Raw genomic sequence first — 19,540 nt, 5'->3', positions numbered from 1 at the left:
GGGCGCAGACCGGCACGCCGTACGTGCCGGACCGAAGCCCTGGAAGATCAACCGAACGCGAGCGCGAGCGCGACGACGGCGGCGATGAGGCCGAGAGCCTCGGTCACCGCGAAGCCGAAGATCAGACGACCGCCGAGCTTGTCGGCGGCAGCCGGGTTGCGCAGCGCACCCTGCAGGAACTGGCCGAAGATCGTGCCCACGCCGATAGCGGCAATGCCCGCGCCGACAGCAGCGAGACCGGCACCGATGAGCTTGGCTGATGCGATATCCATGTTGAAACCCTTCCGTTGAACTGTAGTGGGATTGCGTTGAAACTAGTGAAGATTGACCGCGTCGTTCAGGTAGATCGACGTGAGCAGCGCGAAGACATAGGCCTGCACCACGGCGATCATCACTTCGAGCGCGGTAAGCGCGACGTTGACGCCGAGCGGCAGCAGGCCGAACACACCAAGGCTGACGACGAAGCCGCCAAACACTTTCAGAAGAACGTGGCCCGCAGTCATGTTCGCGAACAACCGGATCGCCAGTGTGAACGGCCGCGACAGGAACGAGACGAACTCGATCGCCGTCACCAGCGGAAGCAGCACGATCGGGCAGTCCTTGGGAATGAAGAGCGAGAAGAAGTGCAGCCCGTGGCGCGCGAAGCCGACACCGAGCACCACGAGGAAGACCAGCGCGGCAAGGCCGAAGGTCACCGCGATATGGCTGGTCGGCGTGAAGGCGCCCACGAAGGGCAGCAGGCCCAGCAGGTTGCAACCAAGCACGAAGATAAAGAGTGCGAACACCAGCGGAACGTACCTGCGGCCTTCCGGCCCGACGTTTTCCGCCAGCATGTTGCGGATGAATTCTTCAAGATACTCGACGGAAGCCTGCCAGCGCCCGGGAACGAGCTTCGGGGCAGCCGTGCCGATGAAGAGGAAACCCGCCACCGTGACGAGCGCGATCATCATCCACAGCGAAGAATTGGTGAACGAGACGTCATAGCCGCCAAGCTCAATCGGGCTGAGCGTCTTGATCTCGAACTGTTCCATCGGGTTCGCCATTGAACGCCCGCGCTCCTGAACCTTAGTTGTTGTCGTCCGGGTTGCCGTCGAAGTCGCCGCTCTTGCGCATCACCGTGCGCAGACCAGCACCAAAGCCGAGCAAAAAGAACAGGATCATTCCGTACGGCCCCGTTCCGAACCAGCCGTCGATCAGCCAGCCGAAAAAGGCACCCACGAGGATCGCACCGACGAATTCGATGGCGATCGACCAGCCCCTGTTCTCTTCCCGTTTCAGCCCGTCACGCTTCGGATTGGCACGTTCCTTGGCCTCGGCAAGTCGACGACCGAGGTCGTCGGGTTCGATGCGCCGGTCATCAGCCAACGATCATCTCCATGCCCTTGAGGACAGTTTGAACGGTCCACCCGAAACACATGCCGTTTCCGGCAAGCGACGAGACGCCGGAGCCGAAACCCCGAACGCGAGCGCACGTTTAGTGGCGGGTTTTCGCCAAGTCAACGCTCGCCGTGCCGCACTGCGGCATGGTGTCCACGGCAGCATGTCTACTCCGCCGCGAGCAGCGTTTCGGCGCGGCCAAGGTCCACGGAAACAAGCTGGCTGACGCCCTTCTCGCCCATGGTGACACCATAGAGGCGATGCATCCGGCTCATCGTGACGGCGTTGTGCGTCACGATGAGAAAGCGGGTGTCGGTCAGCGTCGTCATGCGGTCGAGAAGATCGCAGAAACGCTCGATATTGGCGTCGTCGAGCGGCGCGTCGACCTCGTCGAGAACGCAGATCGGCGCCGGATTCGTCAGGAACAGGCCGAAGATCAGCGCCACCGCCGTCAGCGCCTGCTCGCCGCCCGAAAGCAGCGTCAGCGATTGCAGCTTCTTGCCCGGGGGCTGCGCCATGATCTCGAGGCCCGCTTCGAGCGGATCATCCGATTCGATGAGTTCGAGGCGCGCTTCGCCGCCGCCGAAGAGGCTTGTGAAAAGATCACCGAAGTGGCGGTTCACCTCTTCGAACGCAGTCAGCAGCCGCGCACGGCCTTCGCGGTTCAGCGAGCCGATGCTGCCGCGCAGGCGGGCGATCGCGGTTTCCAGCTCCTCGCGCTCGGAGGTCGACGTTGTGAGCGTCGTCTCGATCTCTTCGAGCTCGACATCGGCGCGCAGGTTCACCGGCCCCATGCGCTCGCGCTCGCCGGTCAGGCGATCGAGCCCGGAATTCAGCGTTTCCGGGTCCTCCATGTTCTCGTCGCTGAATTCGAAGCGCTGGGGCAGCATCTGCGGCGAACACTGGAAACGCTCGACCGACAGGCGGTTGAGTTCGGTGCGCCGGTGCTCGCAGGTCTCGACGCGCACCTCGATACGCCCGCGCTCCTCGCGCAGGGTGGAAAGAATTTCTGTCGCCTCGCGCGCTTCGCCATCGATGGTGCGAAGTCCGCCTTCGGCCTCGGCAAGCCGATCCGCCGCCGCCTGACGCGCGGCCTCTGCGTCGGCGAGGTCGCCCGCGAGCCGCGCCTGACGCTCGGCAATCGCTGCGGGCACGTCGGCGATTTCGGCAATCGTCGCATTCGCCGCCGCGATTCGCGCGGCAAGCTCCTCGCGCTGTGCGGTACTGCCCGAAATGCGACGCTCCCAGGCTTCGCGTTCGGCGGTGATCGCGTCGCGTCGCGCACCATCGCTTTGCAGGCCGCGCTGGAGGGCAACATGTTCGGCGCGCGCCATCGCGAGGTCGGAGCGATGCGCATCGGCCGTATTGCGCGCCGCCGTCACCGCTTCGGTCAGCCCTTCTGCTGCGGGAACCTCCAGAAGCGCGGCTTCCAGTTCCTGCGTCTTCTCGCCGCACTCGGCGATCTGGTCGTTCGCGCGCGTCACGGCTGCCGCAAACGCTTCGAGCTGCGCGGCGCGGCGCTCGACCTCACCCGCGAGCTGCGACATCACCTTCGCCGCTTCAGCACGCGCGGCTTCCGCCCGGCGCAACGCCTGTCGTTCGCCGTCGATCGCGGAGGCGGTTTCGGCGACAATCGCGCGCGCAGCGGCGAACTCGGTATCAAGAGCTTCCACCGCCGCCTCGGCGTCGGGCAACAATGCCTCAACCTCGGCGAGCCGGTTGCGCTGGCGCAGCTTTTCCGCCGCCGCGCTGCCGTCGCCCGCTTCGGTGCGGAAGCCGTCCCAGCGCACCAAGCGGCCTTCGGTGGTCACCAATCGCTGGCCGACGGAGAGCTTCGCCGCCATCCGGTCCAGCATCTCGTCGTCGACGACACCGATCTGCGCGGCGCGGCGCGCGATTTCCTCGGGCGCCGTGATCACCTCGGAAAGCGGCCGCGCGCCTGCCGGAAGCGCCGGATCCCATTCGCCCTTCGTCGCCCCGCCCCACCGGCGTCCGCTTTCGCCGCCCACGGGGGCCGCCGTATCGTCGCCAAGCGAGGCCGCGAACGCCGCCTCGAAACCCTTCGTCACGCGTACCCGGTCGATCAGCGGCTCGGCATCACCACCACGGCTCGCCGCGAGCGAGCGTTCGAGCGACTGCCGCTCGCCGGTGAGCGCGGATAGCGCCGCCTGTGCCTCGCCCCGCTTCGCCTGCGCCGCATCGCGCGCAGTCTCCGCCCCGGCGCGGCGTTCCTCGCCGGTCGCGATCGCGGCGGAGGCACGCTCGGCTTCCGCCTCGGCATCCTTCGCGCGGCCCTCGGCGGCAATCAGCCGCTCGCCCGCATCATCGCCCTGCGCGGCCGCGGCCTGTGCGGCGAGTGTGCGCGTCTTTTCGGATTCGGCCCGCGCGATCTGGGAACGCAACGCCGAAAGCTCGGCTTCGATCGCGCGGCGCTGCCCCTGTGCCTCGGCCTGCGCTGCAAGCGCATCGGCAAGCGCGCGCTGGTCAGCCTCGACGACGGCTTCGAGATCGGTGATGCGCGCTTCCGCCGGGCCAAGCGCGGCCTCAGCTTCGGCGAGCCGCGCCGCGATTGCGGCGTCTTCCGCCGCGAGCCGTTCAAGCGCGGCGTGCGCGTCGTGGTGCAGCGCATCCTCGCGCGCGATGTCGCGTTCCGCCGCCTCGCGCCGCGCTTCGGCCTCGCGGCGGCGGCGCTCGACCTCGTTGAGCTCGGCGTTCAGCGAATCGCGCGAGAGCTTCAGGCGTTGCAGGATCGCCGCCGCCTCGGCCTCCGCTTCGCGCAGCGGCGGCAGGTTCGCGGCGGCATCCGCCTGCCGCGCCGAGATCGCCGCGCCGAGCCGCGTCGCGTCCTCGATCTTCCCGCGCAGCGCTTCGGCCTCGGCTTTCGCGGCGTTTGCATCCGCATTCGCCTCAGCCGCCTTCGCGTAGAGCAGCATCGCCTCGGCGATCCGAATCTGCTCGGAGAGTTTCTTGTAGCGCTCCGCCTGACGCGCCTGCCGTTTCAGGTTCGCAGCCTGCGCGGACAGGCCCTGCAGCACGTCATCGAGGCGGGTGAGGTTGGTTTCCGCCGCACGCAGGCGTTGCTCGGCGTCCTTGCGGCGCACATACAGGCCCGAAATCCCCGCCGCCTCTTCGAGCAGCAGGCGACGATCCTGCGGCTTCGCGGCGATGATCGCGCCGATGCGGCCTTGGCTGACGAGCGCGGGCGAGTGCGCGCCGGTCGCCGCGTCGGCGAACAGCAGCTGCACGTCCTTCTGGCGCACGTCGCGGCCGTTGACGCGGTACGCAGAGCCCAGGCCGCGCTCGATGTGGCGAACCACTTCGAGATCGTCCGAATCGTTGAACTGCGCGGGCGCGCGGCGGCTCGAATTGTCGAGGTGAAGCGTAACGTGCGCGGCGTCGCGCGCCGGGCGGCGGTCGGTGCCCGCGAAGATCACGTCTTCCATGCCGCCGCCGCGCATGGATTTGGCGCTCGATTCGCCCATCACCCAGCGAATGGCTTCAAGGAGGTTTGACTTGCCGCAGCCGTTCGGACCGACGACGCCCGTCAGCCCATCGTCGATCCTGAGTTCCACAGGATCGACGAAGGATTTGAACCCGGCGAGTCTAATCCGCCTGAAATGCACGCGCCCCCCGCTCTCTCACGCCCACACGCTTCACGCTACTTCGCGGCATCCTTGAGCAGCGGCTCGAGGTCCGCCCAGCTGTGCACGCCTTCGAGCGACTTGTCGTTCAGCACGAACGCGGGCGTGCCCGTCACCTTGTACTGCTCGACCGCCGTCTTGCGGATCGCCTCAAGCTGGCTGCGCTGGTTCGCATCGGTGAGGCAGGCCTTGAACTTCGCTTCCGGAATCCCGCGCGCACGCACGAACGTGTCGAGCCCGCCGAGCTTCGCGTAGGTGACGACCTGCTCGTCCGGCGACAATGATTGCAGCTGGGAGGTCTGCGCCTCGGTGAGCTTGGTGAACGGCTCGATCCATGTCTGCTGGTTCTTGAAGAAGGCGTCGGCCAGCCCGAAGAATGCGCTCGGCCCCTGGCAGCGCGCGAGCATCGTGGCGCCGTAGTCCGCCGGGTTCAACACGAAGTTGCGGAACTCGTAGAGCACCTTGCCGGTGGCGATATACTGGCCCTTGATCGCCGGCATCGCCATTTCGTGGAAATCGCGGCAGTGCGGGCAGGTGAGCGATGCGAATTCGATGAGCTTCACGGGGGCGTTCGGGTTACCGATGCTGAAGCCGCCCTCGGGGGTCGCCTTCACGGTTTCGAGCCACTTGCCTTTCCCGGCCGGTGCGGACGGCGTTTCCGCCTTCGGCGCGCTGCCGGCCTTGCTCCCGGCGGCTTCAGACGATTCCTGTCCGCAGGCCGAAAGCACTGCGACGGCTCCGAACAAACACAATGCCTTGAAGCGCGCTTTTCTCAACATCTGGTAGTCCACCCTCAAAGAAACCCAATACCTGCCACAAATGCGGGTGGGACACTATGGCGAGGCACGCATCCCAAGTCAAAGCCGATCAGCGCATTTTCAGCTATCGAATAACGGGCAGACCCTTCGTCCCACTCATCTGCCGCGCAAGGTCTTCAAGGCTCTGCCGAAGCCCGTCGTCGGCGATCGCCTTCAGGCTGCCCGCCACGTCCTCGGGCACCTCGCCGGGCGTCTGCGCAGACTCGCCCGCAGGCGCGCGCTCCACGGCAAGCCCCTGCCGGATGGCGATGCGCGCGACAGCATCATAGCCGAAAAAGCGGTTCACCCGCTCGATGATCTGTGGCGCCACGTGCTGGATCATCAGCGCGTGCGAACCGGTGGCGGAGAGGTTGAGCGTGCCGCCGCTGCGCTTGCCGTGCGGGAAGCTCAGTGATTCGGGCGTCGAATGCCGCGCATAGTCCGGCCCCACGATCTCGGGCCAGCGCGCGACCACGGCACTGTCGACGAAGCCGAAACGGCGGAACGCCTTGCGCCCGACAAGCGGCACAAGCTCGGCCACCGACCGGCTCCCACCCCTTCTGTCACCCGGTTTCCTCATGAAGAAACCCATGCCATAGGCGCGCCATGCCCGCCAAGGAAATCGCCCCCAAGGATATCGCGGCACCACTGCTCGCCTGGTACGACAGGTCGCACCGCCGCCTGCCGTGGCGCGCGCCGCCCGGCGCGAACGCGGCCGATCCCTATCGCGTCTGGCTTTCGGAAATCATGCTCCAGCAGACGACCGTGGCGGCCGTCATCCCCTATTTCGAGCATTTCACAGCGCGGTGGCCGACGGTGGAGGCGCTCGCCGCAGCCGAAGACGGAGACGTGCTCGCGGCATGGGCGGGCCTCGGCTACTACGCCCGCGCGCGCAATCTCCTCGCCTGCGCGCGCGCCGTTGCGAACGACCACGGCGGATATTTCCCATCCACCGAGAGGGCGCTGCTCGGCCTTCCCGGCATTGGCGCCTATACGGCGGCGGCGATCACGGCGATTGCCTTCGGCGAGCGCGCCGTCGTCGTCGACGGCAATGTCGAGCGCGTCGTTGCGCGGCTGTTCGCGGTTGAAGAGCCCTTGCCCGGCACGAAACCCGCGCTTCGCGCGCTCACGGATACGATCACGCCCGCCGCACGCGCAGGCGATTTCGCGCAGGCGATGATGGACCTCGGCGCCACCGTGTGCCGCCCCAAATCGCCCGATTGCCTCGTGTGCCCCATCATCGCGGCCTGCGACGCGGCGCAGCGCGGCATCGCCGACCTCTTGCCCAAAAAAGCACCGAAAGCTGCGCGTCCGATCCGCTACGCCAGTGTCTATGTGCTGCGCGACGGCAGCGAGATCCTGCTCGTGCGCCGCCCCCCGCGCGGCCTTCTGGGCGGCATGCTCGGCCTGCCGATGAGCGAGATCACCGACACCCCTGCCCCCGAAGACACGCATCCGGGCGCCCCCTCCCTCACGCGCTGGTCACGCGGCGAAGGGCGTGTGACCCACGTTTTCACGCATTTCGAGTTGCATCTGACCGTGTTTTCGGGCGATCTGTCGGGCACAACGAAACCAGCGGGGGATTGGCGTGCAGCGGATGAGTCCGCCGCGCGGGATTTGCCGACGCTGTTTCGTAAAGCATTGGACTTTGTAGCCTGTATAGGCGATTTTTAGCCGCAGTGAGCGGCGTACGCCTGATCGGAGTTTTGAATTGTCGATATCAAGGCACGTTGCGTTCGCGCTCGGCGTTTTGCTGGCCGCTTGCGGCGGACAGAAGGGAGGTGGTGAAGCCCGTGCGCCGACCGTGGTCGGTGGCGTTGTCGAGCCCGCGCGCTTCGTCGACAGCATCGATGCCGTCGGCACCGCTTTTGCCCGCGAATCCACCACACTGACCTCCACCGTCACCGAACGCGTGGAATCGCTGCGCTTCGCGGACGGCGCCTATGTGCAGGCCGGCACCGTGATCGCCGTGCTGCGCACTGTCGAGCAGAATGCGGACCTCGCCAGCGCGGAGGCGCGCTCACGCGAAGCTCAGCAGCAGCTCGGCCGCCTGCGCGAACTCCAGCAGCGCGGCTTCGCCACCAATGCCAGCATAGATACCCAGACAGCCGCGCGCGATCAGGCGCGGGCCGAGGCGGGTGCCATCCGCGCGCAGATCGGCGACCGCATCATCCGCGCCCCCTTCTCCGGCGTCGTCGGCCTGCGCCGCCTCTCGCCGGGCAGCGTCGTCACGGCAGGCACCGAGATCGCGACGATAAGCGACATCAGCTCGATCAAGCTCGATTTCACCGTGCCCGAGCGTTTCATTTCGGCGGTCAAGGCCGGCCAGAATATCGAAGCGCGCGCGCAGGCCTGGCCGGGCGAAGTGTTCCGTGGCAGCGTGGAGGGTGTCGAGCCGCAGGTCGACCCCATCACCCGTTCGGTTGCCGTCCGTGCGCTGCTCCCGAACCCTGATCGGCGCCTGCACCCCGGCATGTTGCTCACCGTTTCCATCGTCACCAATCCGCGCGATGCGCTCGCCGTCCCTGAACTCGCGCTGGTCGCGCAGGGCGACCGCCAGTTCATCTTCCGGCTCGATGAAAAGAACATCGCGAACCGTGTGCCGGTCGAGGTCGGAATGCGGTCGGGCGGCATGGTGGAAATCACCGGCGGCCTCGATCGCGGCGACCGCATCGTCGCCGACGGCGTCGTCAAGGTGCGCGACGATGCGGAGGTTCGGCCCGTGTTCCCGGGAGAGCCTGAAAAGTCCACGACCGGAGCCCTCTCCGGCGCCGCAGCGGGCGCAGGGAAGTCCCGGTGATCCTCTCCGATGTCTCTGTCAAACGCCCTGTGTTCGCGGCTGTCGTCAGCCTCATCATCGTGCTGGCCGGCGCCGTCGCCTTCTTCTCGCTGCCCGTACGTGAGTATCCGGCCATCGAGCCGCCGATCGTTTCGGTCGAGGTGGCGTATCCCGGCGCGGCCGCCAGCGTCGTCGAATCGCGCATAACCCAGCTCGTCGAGGACCGGATCGCCGGCGTCGAGGGCATCGAAATGATCCGCTCGCGCTCGCGCGACGGCGTTGCCGACGTGACCATCGAATTCTCGGCGACGCGCAATGTGGACGATGCCGCAAACGACATTCGCGACCGTGTCAGCGGCCTCGCCGACGATCTGCCGGACGAGGTCATTCCACCTGAAATTCGCAAGGTCGACGTCGATTCGCAGCCGATCATGTGGATGCACCTCTCCGGCGAAGAGCGCGATCCGCTCTGGCTCGCCGACTATGCGGACCGCATCCTTGTGGATCGTTTCTCGTCGATCGACGGCGTCGCCCGCGTCATGGTCGCCGGGCTCTCGCGGCCCGCGATGCGGATCTGGCTCGATCGTTCGAAGCTCGCCGCCTATCGGCTGACCCCCGGCGACATAGAGGCTGCGCTGCGGACCCAGAACGTCGAACTGCCTGCGGGGCGTGTCGAGGCGGAAACGCAGAATCTCACCGTTCGCGTCGCCCGCGCCTACAGCAGGGCCGAGGAATTCAGTGCTCTTGTCATTTCGCGCGGTGCAGACGGCCATCTGGTTCGCCTCGGCGACGTCGCACGCGTCGAGGTCGGACCTGAAAATCCGTACAGCTTCTTCCGATCGAACGGCAAACCGGGCGTCGGCATCGGCATCGTGCGCCAGTCGGGCGCAAACACGCTTGCCGTGGCCGAAGAGGTCAGGTCGCGGATCGAGGAGACGCGCAAGATGTTGCCCGCCGGCGTCAGCATCGACATCTCGAACGACAGTTCGGTGTTCATTTCTGCGGCCATCGAAAACGTCTGGAAGACGCTCGCCGAAGCGTCGCTTCTCGTCATTCTCGTGATCTATGTTTTTCTCGGCTCGGCGCGCGCCACACTCATTCCCGCCGTCACGGTACCGATCTGTCTGATTGCGACGTTCGCCGTACTCTGGGCGCTCGGGCTTTCGATCAATCTGCTCACGCTCCTTGCTCTGGTGCTCGCCATCGGCCTGGTTGTCGACGACGCGATCGTCGTGCTCGAAAACATCTATTACCGCATCGAGCACGGCGAGACGCCGCTCGTCGCCGCCTATGAAGGCGCGCGGCAGGTCGCCTTCGCCGTGGTTGCAACGACCGCCGTCGTCTGCTCCGTGTTCGTGCCGATCATGTTCCTTGCCGGAAACACCGGGCTGCTGTTTCGCGAGCTCGCGGCGGCGATGATCGGCGCGGTCGCCTTCTCGGGCTTCATCGCGCTGACGCTGACGCCGATGCTCTGCTCGAAGATGCTGAAGCCGGAAACCGGCGCGAACCGCATGACGAAATGGGTCGATCAGCGTTTCGATCGTCTTTCTGCGGCATACGACCGCGCACTCGGCCGACTGCTTGCGCGTCCGCTTCTGATCGGCGGTATATCTGCCGCCGTCGTCGCGGGCTGCGTCGCGCTTGCGACGACACTCCCATCCGAACTCGCCCCGCTCGAGGACACAGGGAACATCCAGGTGAGTGTAACCGCGGCAGAAGGCACCGGCTACGAGCAGATGGTCCGCTACATGGAGGATCTGCAGGCGCGCGTGCTGCCGCTGATCGGAGAGGACGGCCCGATCCGCCGCATGGTCGTGCGTGCACCGGGCAGCTGGGGCACGACCGAAGACTTCTCGAATGGTCGCATGGTCTTCTTCCTGAAGACGTGGAACGAGCGGGATCAGACGACGACGGAAGCCGCGCAGATGATCCAGCAGAAGCTGGAGGATTACCCAGGCGTCCGCAGCTTCGCCTCGGGCGGTCAGACCATCGGCAGCCGCGGCGGCCGTCCGATCCGCTTTGTGATTGCCGGCGCAACGTTCGAGGAACTGGTTCGCGCCCGCGATGCGATCATGGACGCTGCGGCGTCCTATCCCGGCATCGAGAACCTGGAAGCCGACTATAAGGAAACAAAGCCGCAGCTTCTCGTCGACATCGACACGACACGCGCGGGCGACCTCGGCGTGTCCGTCAGCGAGGTTGGACGCACGCTTGAAACCATGATGGGCTCCCGCCGCGTCACCACCTACATTGATCGGGGCGAGGAATACCGTGTCATCCTACAGGCCGAAAACAAGGACCGGCTGACACCGCAGGATCTTTCCAACGTCTACGTCCGCTCGCGCACCGGAGACGTCGTTCCGCTCTCGAACCTCGTCACGCTGCGCAGCTTTGCCGATGCGGGCGAGCTCGGCCATTTCAACAAGCTCCGCGCCATCACGCTCGAAGGTTCGGTCGCCCCCGGCTATTCGCTCGGGGAGGCGCTCAACTGGCTGGAGGCGGAAGCCTCGACGCTGCCCGAAGTTGCCGCCATCGGCTACGATGGCGAAAGCCGCGCCTTCAAACAGACCGGCGGCGCGATCTGGGGCGTGCTCGGCGTCACCATCCTGCTCGTCTTCCTCGTGCTCGCCGCGCAGTTCGAAAGCTGGGTGCATCCGGGCGTCATCGTACTCACCGTGCCGCTCGCGGTCGGCGGCGGGCTGCTCGGTCTCGTCGTGATGGGTCAGTCGCTCAACCTCTACAGCCAGATCGGCATCGTCATGCTCGTCGGGCTCGCAGCGAAAAACGGCATCCTCATCGTCGAGTTCGCAAACCAGCTGCGCGACCAGGGCGTCGCGTTCGACGACGCGATCCGCCGCGCCGCCGTGCGCCGCCTGCGCCCCGTCATCATGACCTCGATCGCCACCGTCGCAGGCGCGGTGCCGCTGATGCTCGCGTCGGGCGCTGGCGCGGCCTCGCGGCAGGCAATCGGCACCGTCGTCGTCTGGGGCGTCAGTCTCGCAACACTGCTCACGCTGTTCGTGATCCCCGTCTTCTACCGGCGCCTTGCGCGCGGCACCGGCTCTCCGCTCGCGGTTTCGCGCAAGCTGGATGAGGAACGCGGCGCTGCGCCAGCCCCGGCGGAGTAAAAACGATGGCACTTCCCAAGGCCCTTCGAATCGCCTTCCTCACTGTTCCGGCCGTGATGCTGCTCGGCTCGCTCTCCGGCGTCGTCGCGGGGTCGGGCGAAGGCAACCCCTGGTTCGCGGAACTTGTAAAACCCGCGCTTTATCCGCCCGGGTTCGTGTTCGGCATCGTCTGGACGCTTCTCTACGCGCTGATGGGCGTCGCGATCGCCCGCGTCCTCGCCGCGCCTAGAGGCCCGGAGCGGAGCCGCGCCGCCCTGCTCTTCGTCGTCCAGCTCGTGCTCAACCTCGCGTGGTCGACGCTGTTCTTCAAGCTGCACCTGCTCGGAGCAAGCTTCGCGCTCATTCTCGTCATCCTCGCCGCCGCGCTCGCCACGACGTTCGCGTTCGCCCGGCTGGACCGCATCGCCGCGTGGCAGCTCGTCCCCTATCTTGCATGGCTCTGCTTCGCCGCCGGGCTCGCCTTCCGCATCTGGCAGTTGAATCCGGGCGCCGCGCCGCCATATTAGGCCCACAACACAGCGAAGGCCCCGTCCATGCAGTCCAAAAACCGTTTCTTCGACGATTTCTCGCGCATGGCGACCGGCGCCATGGGTTCGCTCGCCGGCATGGGCCGGGAGATGGAAGCGGGCTTCCGCGCGCGCATGGAGGAATTCGTCGGCGGACTCGATCTCGTGAAGCGCGAGGAATTCGAGGCCGTGAAGCAGATGGCAGCAAACGCCCGCGCCGAGAACGAGGAGCTGAAGGCGCGAATCGCCAAGCTCGAAGCCGCGGCGGGAACGACGCCAGCGAAAGCCGCCCCGGCACGCAAGCCCGCGGCGAAGAAGGTGGACAAATCAGCGCCCGCGGCCTGATATCCACAGCAAATTCGCGGTCGCCGGCGCGCAGCGTCTTGCGTGTCGCCTGTGGGCGTCGCACCATATATGGTGCAGGCTTGAACTCTATCGGACCAGCTATTGACCGAACTCGAACTTGAAATGGCCCAGGCCACGGCAGCGCCGCTCGACATGCTCGAGCATTATTTCGGCGCGCATGGCTGGTCGTTCGAGCGCGCCAGCGACGAAGAACTTATTGCCCGCGTCGAGGGCAGCTGGACGACGTACCAGCTCCGCGCGCTCTGGCGCGAGGAGGAACGCGTCCTCCAGTTCATCGCCATGCCCGACATCCGCGTGCCGGAAAACCGCCGCGCAGCCGTGTGGGAGGCGCTGAGCCTCATCAACGAACAGCTCTGGCTCGGCCACTTCGAAATGTGGTCGGCGGACGGCACGCTCCTCTTCCGCCACGCCTCGATGCTCGACGGCCCGGACGAAGACAGCGGCCTCTCGCTCGCACAGGCCGAAACCCTCGTCGAAGCCGCCGTCGACGAGTGCGAACGCTACTACCCCGTTTTCCAGTTCATCCTCTGGGCCGGAAAAACCCCGCGCGAAGCGCTCGACGCCGCACTCATCGACACGGTGGGCGAGGCCTGAAGCCTGAAGCGATCGTGGTCTAGGAAACCGGGCCTGACGCTGTCGTCGGCGTGATCTGCGCTTTTCCTCCGGCATCCCATGTCACGTCATGATCGGCCTCAATCACACCGTTCACGATCTGCCCGGCCTTCAGCTTCGCATTGTTCCCCGGAGCGAACGGCGCATAGATCGGCGCCAGAACCCATTTCAGCGCATCATCCGATTTCCCGCCTTTTCCAAGAGCGCTCATGTCGCCCGTCACTGGAATGCGCTGCGTACCGTTCTGGATGTGCGTGAGCCGCGCGGAGAGTTGCCCCCGGCTTCCTGCCGATCCGCTCATCTTGGTGTCCAGCACCTCCCCGAACACCGGCGTGCCCTCGGCAAGCACGAGCTTTCCATCGATGAGCAGCGGCTTGTTGAGCCTGAGTACGATGCGCATACCGGGCTGCGCGGTGCGGGATGACACTTCGTTCAGCACCATCAGTTCAAGAACGGTGCCCTTCGCCAGCCGTCCCGCCGACATGGTCGTGACCGCCGGCACGGCCTCGGCGGCAGCCACGGAAGAAATCTGTTCCTGCGCGATTGCCGCCGAAGGCAGCACCAGCGCTGCCGCCATCAATCCCCAGCCGTTCACACCCGTCCCCCAACAGGATTCCACATGCCCGATCATGTTCCGTATGCGTGACGATTGCAATTGCCCCGAAGGCGTGGTGAAGCGCGAGCGGGAGGGCGATGGTGCCCTTCCGGAGTCGAAAACCTTGGGGGCCATCATGGTTCGCACCGCTGTGGTTGGAATTGCAGCACTCGCCGCCGTCCTCGGCGCAACACCCGGTCTTGCGAAAGACACGAAGAAGCTGAATTACGTGATCGTGAACGAGGCTGTCGGCGTGCCGGTATTCCCGCACGACATCACCGACCGTCCTTACGAAGTGCTGGGAGAGGTCAAGGCCGAAGTTCGCAAGGCCACGATCTTCAGCAAGGAAGCCAGCCAGGAAAAGATCTACCGCGAGCTTTGGGAGCGGGGTGAAAAGCTCGGCGCCGATGCCGTGATCAAGGCGAGCTACGGCGATTCGCGCGTCACGTTGATGAGCTGGGGAAGCACCGCCGTAACCGGCACCGCCATCAAGTTCATCGCTGCCGCTCCTGCGCCGGCCGTTGCGCCTGCCACCGCGGAACCAGCGGCTACAACGGCCGAGGTCGAACCCGGCCCCGCTGCAGCACCGATCGAGGCCGCCCCGGCCACGGCAGAAACAACGCCGCCAACGCTCTGACCCTGCGAAGGCGGCGCCGCGCTACTGCGCCAGCGCCGCCTTCAGCAGTTCGTTCACCACTTTCGGGTTCGCCTTGCCGCCGGTCGCTTTCATCGTCTGGCCGACGAAGAAGCCGAACAGCGCTTCCTTGCCGCCCTTGTATTCGGCGACCTTGTCGGCGTTCTTCGCGAGCACGTCAGCGATCGCCGCGTCGAGCGCGCCGGTGTCGGAGACCTGCTTCAGCCCCCGCTCTTCCACGATCTTCTCGGGGTCGCCTCCCGTGTCCAAGTAATATGTATAAACGTCTTTCGCAGCCGATCCTGAGATCACATTGTTATTAATCAACGTAATAATCGTTGTGCTTGCCGAAGGTTTGAAATTTTCCAGAGTAAGAGCTAATTTACGTCGATTAGCTTCACCAAGAACAGTTGAAACTATCCAGTTTGAAATCTGTTTAGCCAACTCCTTTTCCGGTTTTCCCTGTTTAAGGGCAGCATCTTTCAAATGTGCTTCAAATAGCTGAACCGTCTCAATTTCTGCCGTGATAACATCCGTGTTCGCGACGGAAATGCCCAAATCGTTGATATATCGCGCACGTTTAGCATCCGGCAGTTCCGGCAATTCGGCGCGGCGCGCTTCCACGAAGGCATCGTCGAACACCAGCGGCAGCAGGTCAGGGTCCGGGAAATAGCGGTAGTCGTGCGCGTCTTCCTTGGAACGCAGCGAGCGCGTTTCCATGCGGCCGGGATCGAACAGGCGTGTTTCCTGCACGATCGTGCCGCCGCCCTCGATGATCTCCACCTGCCGCTGCGCTTCGTATTCGATCGCCGCCTGCACGAAGCGAACGCTGTTCACGTTCTTCACTTCGCAGCGCGTGCCGAGATCATCGCCGGGCCTGCGCACGCTGACGTTCACGTCGGCGCGCATGGAGCCTTCCTCCATGTTGCCGTCGCAGCTTCCCACGTAGCGCAGGATCGAACGCAGCTTCTTCACATACGCCCCTGCCTCTTCCGGCGAGCGCATATCCGGCCGCGACACGATCTCCATCAGCGCGACGCCCGAGCGGTTAAGGTCGACATAGGAATAGCGCGGCGATTGGTCGTGCATCGACTTGCCCGCGTCCTGCTCCAGATGGATGCGCTCCAGGCCCACCGTCTTGGTGCGCCCCTCGCCGAGATCAATGTGAATCTCGCCCTCGCCCACGATCGGGTGCTGGAACTGGCTGATCTGGTATCCCTGCGGCAGATCGGCGTAGAAGTAGTTCTTGCGGTCGAAGCGCGACCACGTGTTGATCTTCGCGTCGAGCGCGAGGCCGGTACGAACCGCCTGCTTCACGCACTCGCCGTTGATGACCGGCAGCATCCCCGGCATCGCCGCATCGACAAGGCTGACCTGCGTGTTCGGCTCGGCCCCGAACGCCGTGGCGGCGCCCGAAAACAGCTTGGCGTTCGATGTGACCTGCGCGTGCACTTCGAGGCCGATCACGACCTCCCACTCGCCGGTTTCGCCTTTGATCCTGTAGTCGCTCATCTTACCACCAAGCCTCCGGCCGCGCTGTGAAGCCCGCCGCCTGTTCGATCGCATAGCCCGCGTTCAACACGCCTTCCTCGTCGAGCGGACGCCCGATGATCTGGAGGCCGAGCGGCAGGCCGTCGTCGGAAAGCCCGCCCGGTACGGACATCGCCGGAAGCCCCGCAAGGCTCGCGGGCACGCAGAACACGTCGTTGAGGTACATCGCGATCGGGTCGTCGATGTTCGCGCCGATGCCGAACGCCGCGCTTGGCGCGGTCGGCGCGAGAATCACGTCGCAGCGCTCGAACGCCTGCATGAAATCGCGCTGGATCAGCGCGCGCACCTTCTGCGCCTTCAGATAATAGGCGTCGTAATAGCCCGCCGAGAGCACGTAGGTGCCGATCAGGATGCGGCGCTGCACCTCGGAACCGAAGCCCGCCGAGCGCGTCGCCTCGTACATATCGATCAGGCTGCCGTTCTCCGGTGCCTCGCGAAGCCCGTAGCGCACGCCGTCATAGCGCGCGAGGTTGGACGAAGCCTCCGCAGGCGCGATGATGTAGTAGGTGGGAAGCGCATACTTCGTGTGCGGCAGCGAAATATCGACGATCTCCGCGCCCGCATCGCGCAGCATGTCCGCGCCCTTCTTCCAAAGCGCATCGATCTCGGCCGGAATGCCGTCGACCGTATATTCCTTCGGAATGCCGACGCGCTTGCCTTTCAGGTCGCCGGTCAGCGCCGCCTCGAAATCCGGCACCGGCAGGTCGAGGCTGGTCGAATCCTTCGGGTCGAACCCGCACATGGATTTCAGCAGGATCGCGCAGTCGCGCACGTCGCGCGCCATCGGCCCGGCCTGATCGAGCGAACTTGCGAACGCCACGATGCCCCAGCGCGAACAGCGGCCGTAGGTCGGCTTGATACCCGAAATGCCCGTGAACGCCGCCGGCTGACGGATCGAGCCGCCGGTATCCGTGCCCGTAGCGCCCGCGACGAGCCGCGCCGCGACAGCCGCCGACGAGCCGCCCGAACTGCCGCCCGGCACGAGGCTCTCATTGCCCTTGCCACGCCACGGGTTGATGACCGTGCCGAACGCGCTCGTCTCGTTCGACGAGCCCATGGCGAACTCGTCCATGTTGAGCTTGCCCAGCATTCCCGCGCCGTCCGCGAAGAGCCTGCCGCTCACGGTCGATTCATAGGGCGGCTTGAAGCCTTTGAGGATGTTCGAGGCCGCCGCGCTCTGCACGCCCTCGGTCGCGAACAGATCCTTGATCCCGAGCGGGATACCCGAAAGCGGCTTCGCCTCGCCCTTCGCGAGCGCCGCGTCAGCCGCCTCGGCGGCTTTCAGCGCCAGCTCCGGCGTCTCCACGGTGAAGGCATTCAGCACGCGTGCGGCTTCCACCGCCTTCACATGCGCTTCGGCGAGGTCCTTCGCAGAGAACTCCTTGGCGCGCAGCCCGTCGCGCATCTGGCCAAGCGTCAGGTCGGTCAGCGCCGCCATTATTCGATCACCTTCGGCACGGCGAAGAAGCCGTATTCGGCCTTCGGCGCGTTCTGCAGCACCTTGTCCTGAATCCCGCCATCGGTGACGACATCTTCGCGCCAGCGCAGCGTGTTCGGAATCACCGCCGCGAGCGGCTCCACACCGTCCGTATTCACCTCGCCGAGCATCTCCACCCAGCCGAGGATCTTGGAAAGCTCCTCGGCCATCACCTCACAGCGGCCATCATCGACCTTGATGCGCGCAAGATGCGCGACGCGTTTGACGGTTGCGGCGTCAACGGACATGCAAAAAACCCCGGATTGATTGAGCCCGAGCCGTTAGCACGCGCCTTCGCCGCCCCGCAAGCGCTGTGGTGCCCGGCTTAAGCCGGACACTTCCCCGCCCCGGGCCCCTTCACGAAACGGCCCGGCCGCGCCGCCGTGGGCTCCCCGTCCTTCAGCACCTGCTGGCCGTTCACGAACACGTCGCGCACGCCCACCGAATACTGGTGCGGTTTTTCGAAGGTCGCCTTGTCGGCGATCGTCGCGGGATCGAAGACAACGACGTCGGCGAAATAGCCAGGCGCCAGGCGTCCGCGCCCCTTGATACCCATCTGCTCGGCGGAGAAGGAGGTGAGCTGGCGCACCGCCTGCGAAAGGCCGGTCGTCTTTTCGTCGCGCACATACTTGCCGAGCAGGCGGGGGATGTTGCCGTAAGCACGCGGGTGCGTCGGTGATTTCAGGAACACGCCTTCCGTTGCCGGCGCCTCGGCGTCCGACCCGAAGCTCATCCACGGCAGCGCCGTCTGCTTCGCGACGTTCTTCTCGTCCATCAGGAAGTAGATGGTGCCGATGCGGCTGCCGTCTTCCACCACGAGGTCCATCGCGGTTTCCTCCGGGCTCTTGCCGCGTTCCCGCGCCACCTCGCCGAGCGTCTTGCCCGCGAGCGGTTTCAGCTTGTCGGTCTTGAAACCCACAAGAACCAGCCGTTCCGGCGACCCGGCCTGATAGTAGAGGTTCTCCCAGCCATCTCCACGCGTCTTCATCTCCGCGGCGACCTTGGCGCGCACGGCGGGGTCTTGCAGTCGCTTGAACCAGGCTTCTTCGCCGCCTTCCTGCACCCAGAGCGGCATCGAGGCGTCAAGGCCGGTACCGCCCGCAGGATACGTGTACATGGTGGAGGTGATGTCGAGGCCCGCCTTCTGCGCGGCTTCCACCTTCGCGATGACGGCGTCGAGCTTGCCCCAGTTGTCCTTGCCCGCCAGTTTCAGGTGATAGATGATCGCGGGCGCCTTCGATTGCCGCGAGATGTCAATCAGCTCGTCCACCGCATCGAGGATGTTGTCGCCTTCGGAGCGCATGTGGCTGATGTAGCGCCCGCCGCACGGCGCGGCGGCCTGCATCAGCGCGACGAGTTCCGGCTTCTCCGCGAATGATCCCGGCGCATAGATGAGCGCGGAGCCGACGCCGAGCGCACCCTCGTTCATCGCGGTCTTCACCAGCCCCTGCATCCGCGCGAGCTGTTCCGGCGTCGGATCGACATCGCCTTCGCCCAGTTCGTGGATGCGGACCGTCGCCGCGCCCACGAAGCTCGCGACGTTCGGCGCGATCCCCCGCTTTTCGAGATACGCGAGATAATCGCCGAGGCTCGTCCACTCGATATCGTATTTCACGTCGCCCATGCGGCTTACCGACAGGCGCTTCATCTCGGCGTTCATCGGCCCCATGGACCAGCCCTCGCCCATCACCTCCAGCGTCACGCCCTGCTTGAGGTCGGCAACACCGCGCGGATCGACAATCAGCGATTCGGTTGCCCAGCTGTGCGTGTTGATGAATCCCGGCGCCACCGCGAGGCCCTTGGCGTCGATTTCGGTGCGCCCGCGCGCGGCGGGGCCGACCGAGACCACCTTGTCGCCGTCGATGGCGACATCGCCCACAGCGGCCGCGCCGCCCGAGCCGTCGTAGATCGTGCCGCCCCGAATCACGAGGTCGTGAAGCGCGGGCGCAGCACTTCCCGCCGCGCAGGCCGCAAGCGGCAGGGTGATGCAGATGGCAAAGGGAACCTGTGTGATACGCATGGTGTTAACCCCTGTATTCTCGTCGCATGGTCGCCATGCTAAGCGCCCGAGCAAAGG

Annotated in this window: 18 protein-coding genes; 7 read left to right on the top strand and 11 right to left on the bottom strand. The window is 65.7% G+C overall.

What is annotated here, in order from left to right; translation table 11 throughout:
• Nucleotides 1-47: 47 nt before the first annotated feature.
• From ACE3TJ_RS19085 to ACE3TJ_RS19060, 6 genes are all read right to left on the bottom strand, one after another.
• Nucleotides 48-272: a F0F1 ATP synthase subunit C gene (locus ACE3TJ_RS19085; protein WP_121048099.1), complete on the bottom strand. Its 225-nt coding sequence runs from the start codon at nt 270-272 to the stop codon at nt 48-50.
• A 42-nt stretch (nt 273-314) separates the two neighbouring features.
• Complete coding sequence (locus ACE3TJ_RS19080) at nt 315-1,043, bottom strand: F0F1 ATP synthase subunit A (protein WP_121048098.1); 729 nt, start codon at nt 1,041-1,043, stop codon at nt 315-317.
• 22 nt (nt 1,044-1,065) lie between these two features.
• Nucleotides 1,066-1,365, bottom strand: coding sequence for an AtpZ/AtpI family protein (locus tag ACE3TJ_RS19075; protein WP_121048097.1), 300 nt, complete (start codon nt 1,363-1,365; stop codon nt 1,066-1,068).
• A 179-nt stretch (nt 1,366-1,544) separates the two neighbouring features.
• A complete protein-coding gene (locus ACE3TJ_RS19070; protein WP_374599055.1) occupies nt 1,545-5,000 on the bottom strand; it encodes a chromosome segregation SMC family protein in 3,456 nt (1,151 codons plus the stop codon).
• 35 nt (nt 5,001-5,035) lie between these two features.
• A complete protein-coding gene (locus ACE3TJ_RS19065; protein WP_374599053.1) occupies nt 5,036-5,764 on the bottom strand; it encodes a DsbA family protein in 729 nt (242 codons plus the stop codon).
• Between the two features lie 136 nt (nt 5,765-5,900).
• Nucleotides 5,901-6,356: a DUF721 domain-containing protein gene (locus ACE3TJ_RS19060; RefSeq protein ID WP_374599051.1), complete on the bottom strand. Its 456-nt coding sequence runs from the start codon at nt 6,354-6,356 to the stop codon at nt 5,901-5,903.
• A gap of 65 nt (nt 6,357-6,421) precedes the next feature.
• On the opposite strand from ACE3TJ_RS19060, the gene mutY reads away from it, so the two are divergent.
• From mutY to ACE3TJ_RS19030, 6 genes are all read left to right on the top strand, one after another.
• A complete protein-coding gene (gene mutY, locus ACE3TJ_RS19055) occupies nt 6,422-7,489 on the top strand; it encodes an A/G-specific adenine glycosylase (protein WP_374599049.1) in 1,068 nt (355 codons plus the stop codon).
• Between the two features lie 37 nt (nt 7,490-7,526).
• Entirely contained in the window at nt 7,527-8,615 is a 1,089-nt protein-coding gene (locus ACE3TJ_RS19050) for an efflux RND transporter periplasmic adaptor subunit (protein ID WP_374599047.1), read from the top strand.
• A complete protein-coding gene (locus tag ACE3TJ_RS19045; RefSeq protein ID WP_374599045.1) occupies nt 8,612-11,722 on the top strand; it encodes an efflux RND transporter permease subunit in 3,111 nt (1,036 codons plus the stop codon). The genes ACE3TJ_RS19050 and ACE3TJ_RS19045 overlap by 4 nt, the downstream gene beginning before the upstream one ends.
• A gap of 5 nt (nt 11,723-11,727) precedes the next feature.
• Nucleotides 11,728-12,228 carry a TspO/MBR family protein gene (locus tag ACE3TJ_RS19040; RefSeq protein ID WP_374599043.1) on the top strand — a complete coding sequence of 167 codons (501 nt, stop codon included), beginning with the start codon at nt 11,728-11,730 and terminating at the stop codon, nt 12,226-12,228.
• A gap of 27 nt (nt 12,229-12,255) precedes the next feature.
• Nucleotides 12,256-12,573, top strand: a complete 318-nt coding sequence (locus ACE3TJ_RS19035; RefSeq protein ID WP_374599041.1) for an accessory factor UbiK family protein — start codon at nt 12,256-12,258, stop codon at nt 12,571-12,573.
• A 123-nt stretch (nt 12,574-12,696) separates the two neighbouring features.
• Entirely contained in the window at nt 12,697-13,188 is a 492-nt protein-coding gene (locus ACE3TJ_RS19030; protein ID WP_374599464.1) for a YbjN domain-containing protein, read from the top strand.
• A gap of 19 nt (nt 13,189-13,207) precedes the next feature.
• Here ACE3TJ_RS19030 and ACE3TJ_RS19025 read toward each other — a convergent pair whose 3' ends face one another.
• Nucleotides 13,208-13,801 carry a hypothetical protein gene (locus ACE3TJ_RS19025; protein WP_374599039.1) on the bottom strand — a complete coding sequence of 198 codons (594 nt, stop codon included), beginning with the start codon at nt 13,799-13,801 and terminating at the stop codon, nt 13,208-13,210.
• A 136-nt stretch (nt 13,802-13,937) separates the two neighbouring features.
• On the opposite strand from ACE3TJ_RS19025, the gene ACE3TJ_RS19020 reads away from it, so the two are divergent.
• Nucleotides 13,938-14,438: a hypothetical protein gene (locus ACE3TJ_RS19020; protein WP_374599037.1), complete on the top strand. Its 501-nt coding sequence runs from the start codon at nt 13,938-13,940 to the stop codon at nt 14,436-14,438.
• Between the two features lie 21 nt (nt 14,439-14,459).
• Here the strand turns inward: ACE3TJ_RS19020 and gatB are convergent, their stop codons facing one another.
• From gatB to ACE3TJ_RS19000, 4 genes are all read right to left on the bottom strand, one after another.
• Nucleotides 14,460-15,947 carry an Asp-tRNA(Asn)/Glu-tRNA(Gln) amidotransferase subunit GatB gene (gatB, locus tag ACE3TJ_RS19015; protein ID WP_374599035.1) on the bottom strand — a complete coding sequence of 496 codons (1,488 nt, stop codon included), beginning with the start codon at nt 15,945-15,947 and terminating at the stop codon, nt 14,460-14,462.
• Between the two features lies 1 nt (nt 15,948).
• Nucleotides 15,949-17,424, bottom strand: coding sequence for an Asp-tRNA(Asn)/Glu-tRNA(Gln) amidotransferase subunit GatA (gene gatA, locus ACE3TJ_RS19010; protein ID WP_374599033.1), 1,476 nt, complete (start codon nt 17,422-17,424; stop codon nt 15,949-15,951).
• Nucleotides 17,424-17,711 (bottom strand): Asp-tRNA(Asn)/Glu-tRNA(Gln) amidotransferase subunit GatC, encoded by a 288-nt coding sequence (gatC, locus tag ACE3TJ_RS19005; protein WP_374599031.1) that lies wholly within the window; start codon nt 17,709-17,711, stop codon nt 17,424-17,426. Before gatC ends, gatA begins: the two co-directional genes overlap by 1 nt.
• 77 nt (nt 17,712-17,788) lie before the next feature.
• A complete protein-coding gene (locus ACE3TJ_RS19000) occupies nt 17,789-19,483 on the bottom strand; it encodes an amidohydrolase family protein (RefSeq protein WP_374599029.1) in 1,695 nt (564 codons plus the stop codon).
• Between the last annotated feature and the right edge of the window lie 57 nt (nt 19,484-19,540).

The sequence above is a fragment of the Sphingosinicella sp. genome, assembly GCF_041916975.1.
GTDB lineage: Bacteria > Pseudomonadota > Alphaproteobacteria > Sphingomonadales > Sphingomonadaceae > Sphingosinicella.
Note: the sequence above shows the minus strand (reverse complement) of the source record. Positions and strands in the feature narration are given on the sequence as shown.

Coding starts and splice junctions, on each gene's coding strand:
- ACE3TJ_RS19085 (WP_121048099.1), bottom strand. CDS start 272: ATGGATATCGCATCAGCCAAGCTCATCGGTGCCGGTCTCGCTGCTGTC.
- ACE3TJ_RS19080 (WP_121048098.1), bottom strand. CDS start 1,043: ATGGCGAACCCGATGGAACAGTTCGAGATCAAGACGCTCAGCCCGATT.
- mutY (WP_374599049.1), top strand. CDS start 6,422: ATGCCCGCCAAGGAAATCGCCCCCAAGGATATCGCGGCACCACTGCTC.
- ACE3TJ_RS19040 (WP_374599043.1), top strand. CDS start 11,728: ATGGCACTTCCCAAGGCCCTTCGAATCGCCTTCCTCACTGTTCCGGCC.
- ACE3TJ_RS19035 (WP_374599041.1), top strand. CDS start 12,256: ATGCAGTCCAAAAACCGTTTCTTCGACGATTTCTCGCGCATGGCGACC.
- ACE3TJ_RS19030 (WP_374599464.1), top strand. CDS start 12,697: ATGGCCCAGGCCACGGCAGCGCCGCTCGACATGCTCGAGCATTATTTC.
- ACE3TJ_RS19020 (WP_374599037.1), top strand. CDS start 13,938: ATGGTTCGCACCGCTGTGGTTGGAATTGCAGCACTCGCCGCCGTCCTC.
- gatB (WP_374599035.1), bottom strand. CDS start 15,947: ATGAGCGACTACAGGATCAAAGGCGAAACCGGCGAGTGGGAGGTCGTG.
- gatA (WP_374599033.1), bottom strand. CDS start 17,424: ATGGCGGCGCTGACCGACCTGACGCTTGGCCAGATGCGCGACGGGCTG.
- gatC (WP_374599031.1), bottom strand. CDS start 17,711: ATGTCCGTTGACGCCGCAACCGTCAAACGCGTCGCGCATCTTGCGCGC.
- ACE3TJ_RS19000 (WP_374599029.1), bottom strand. CDS start 19,483: ATGCGTATCACACAGGTTCCCTTTGCCATCTGCATCACCCTGCCGCTT.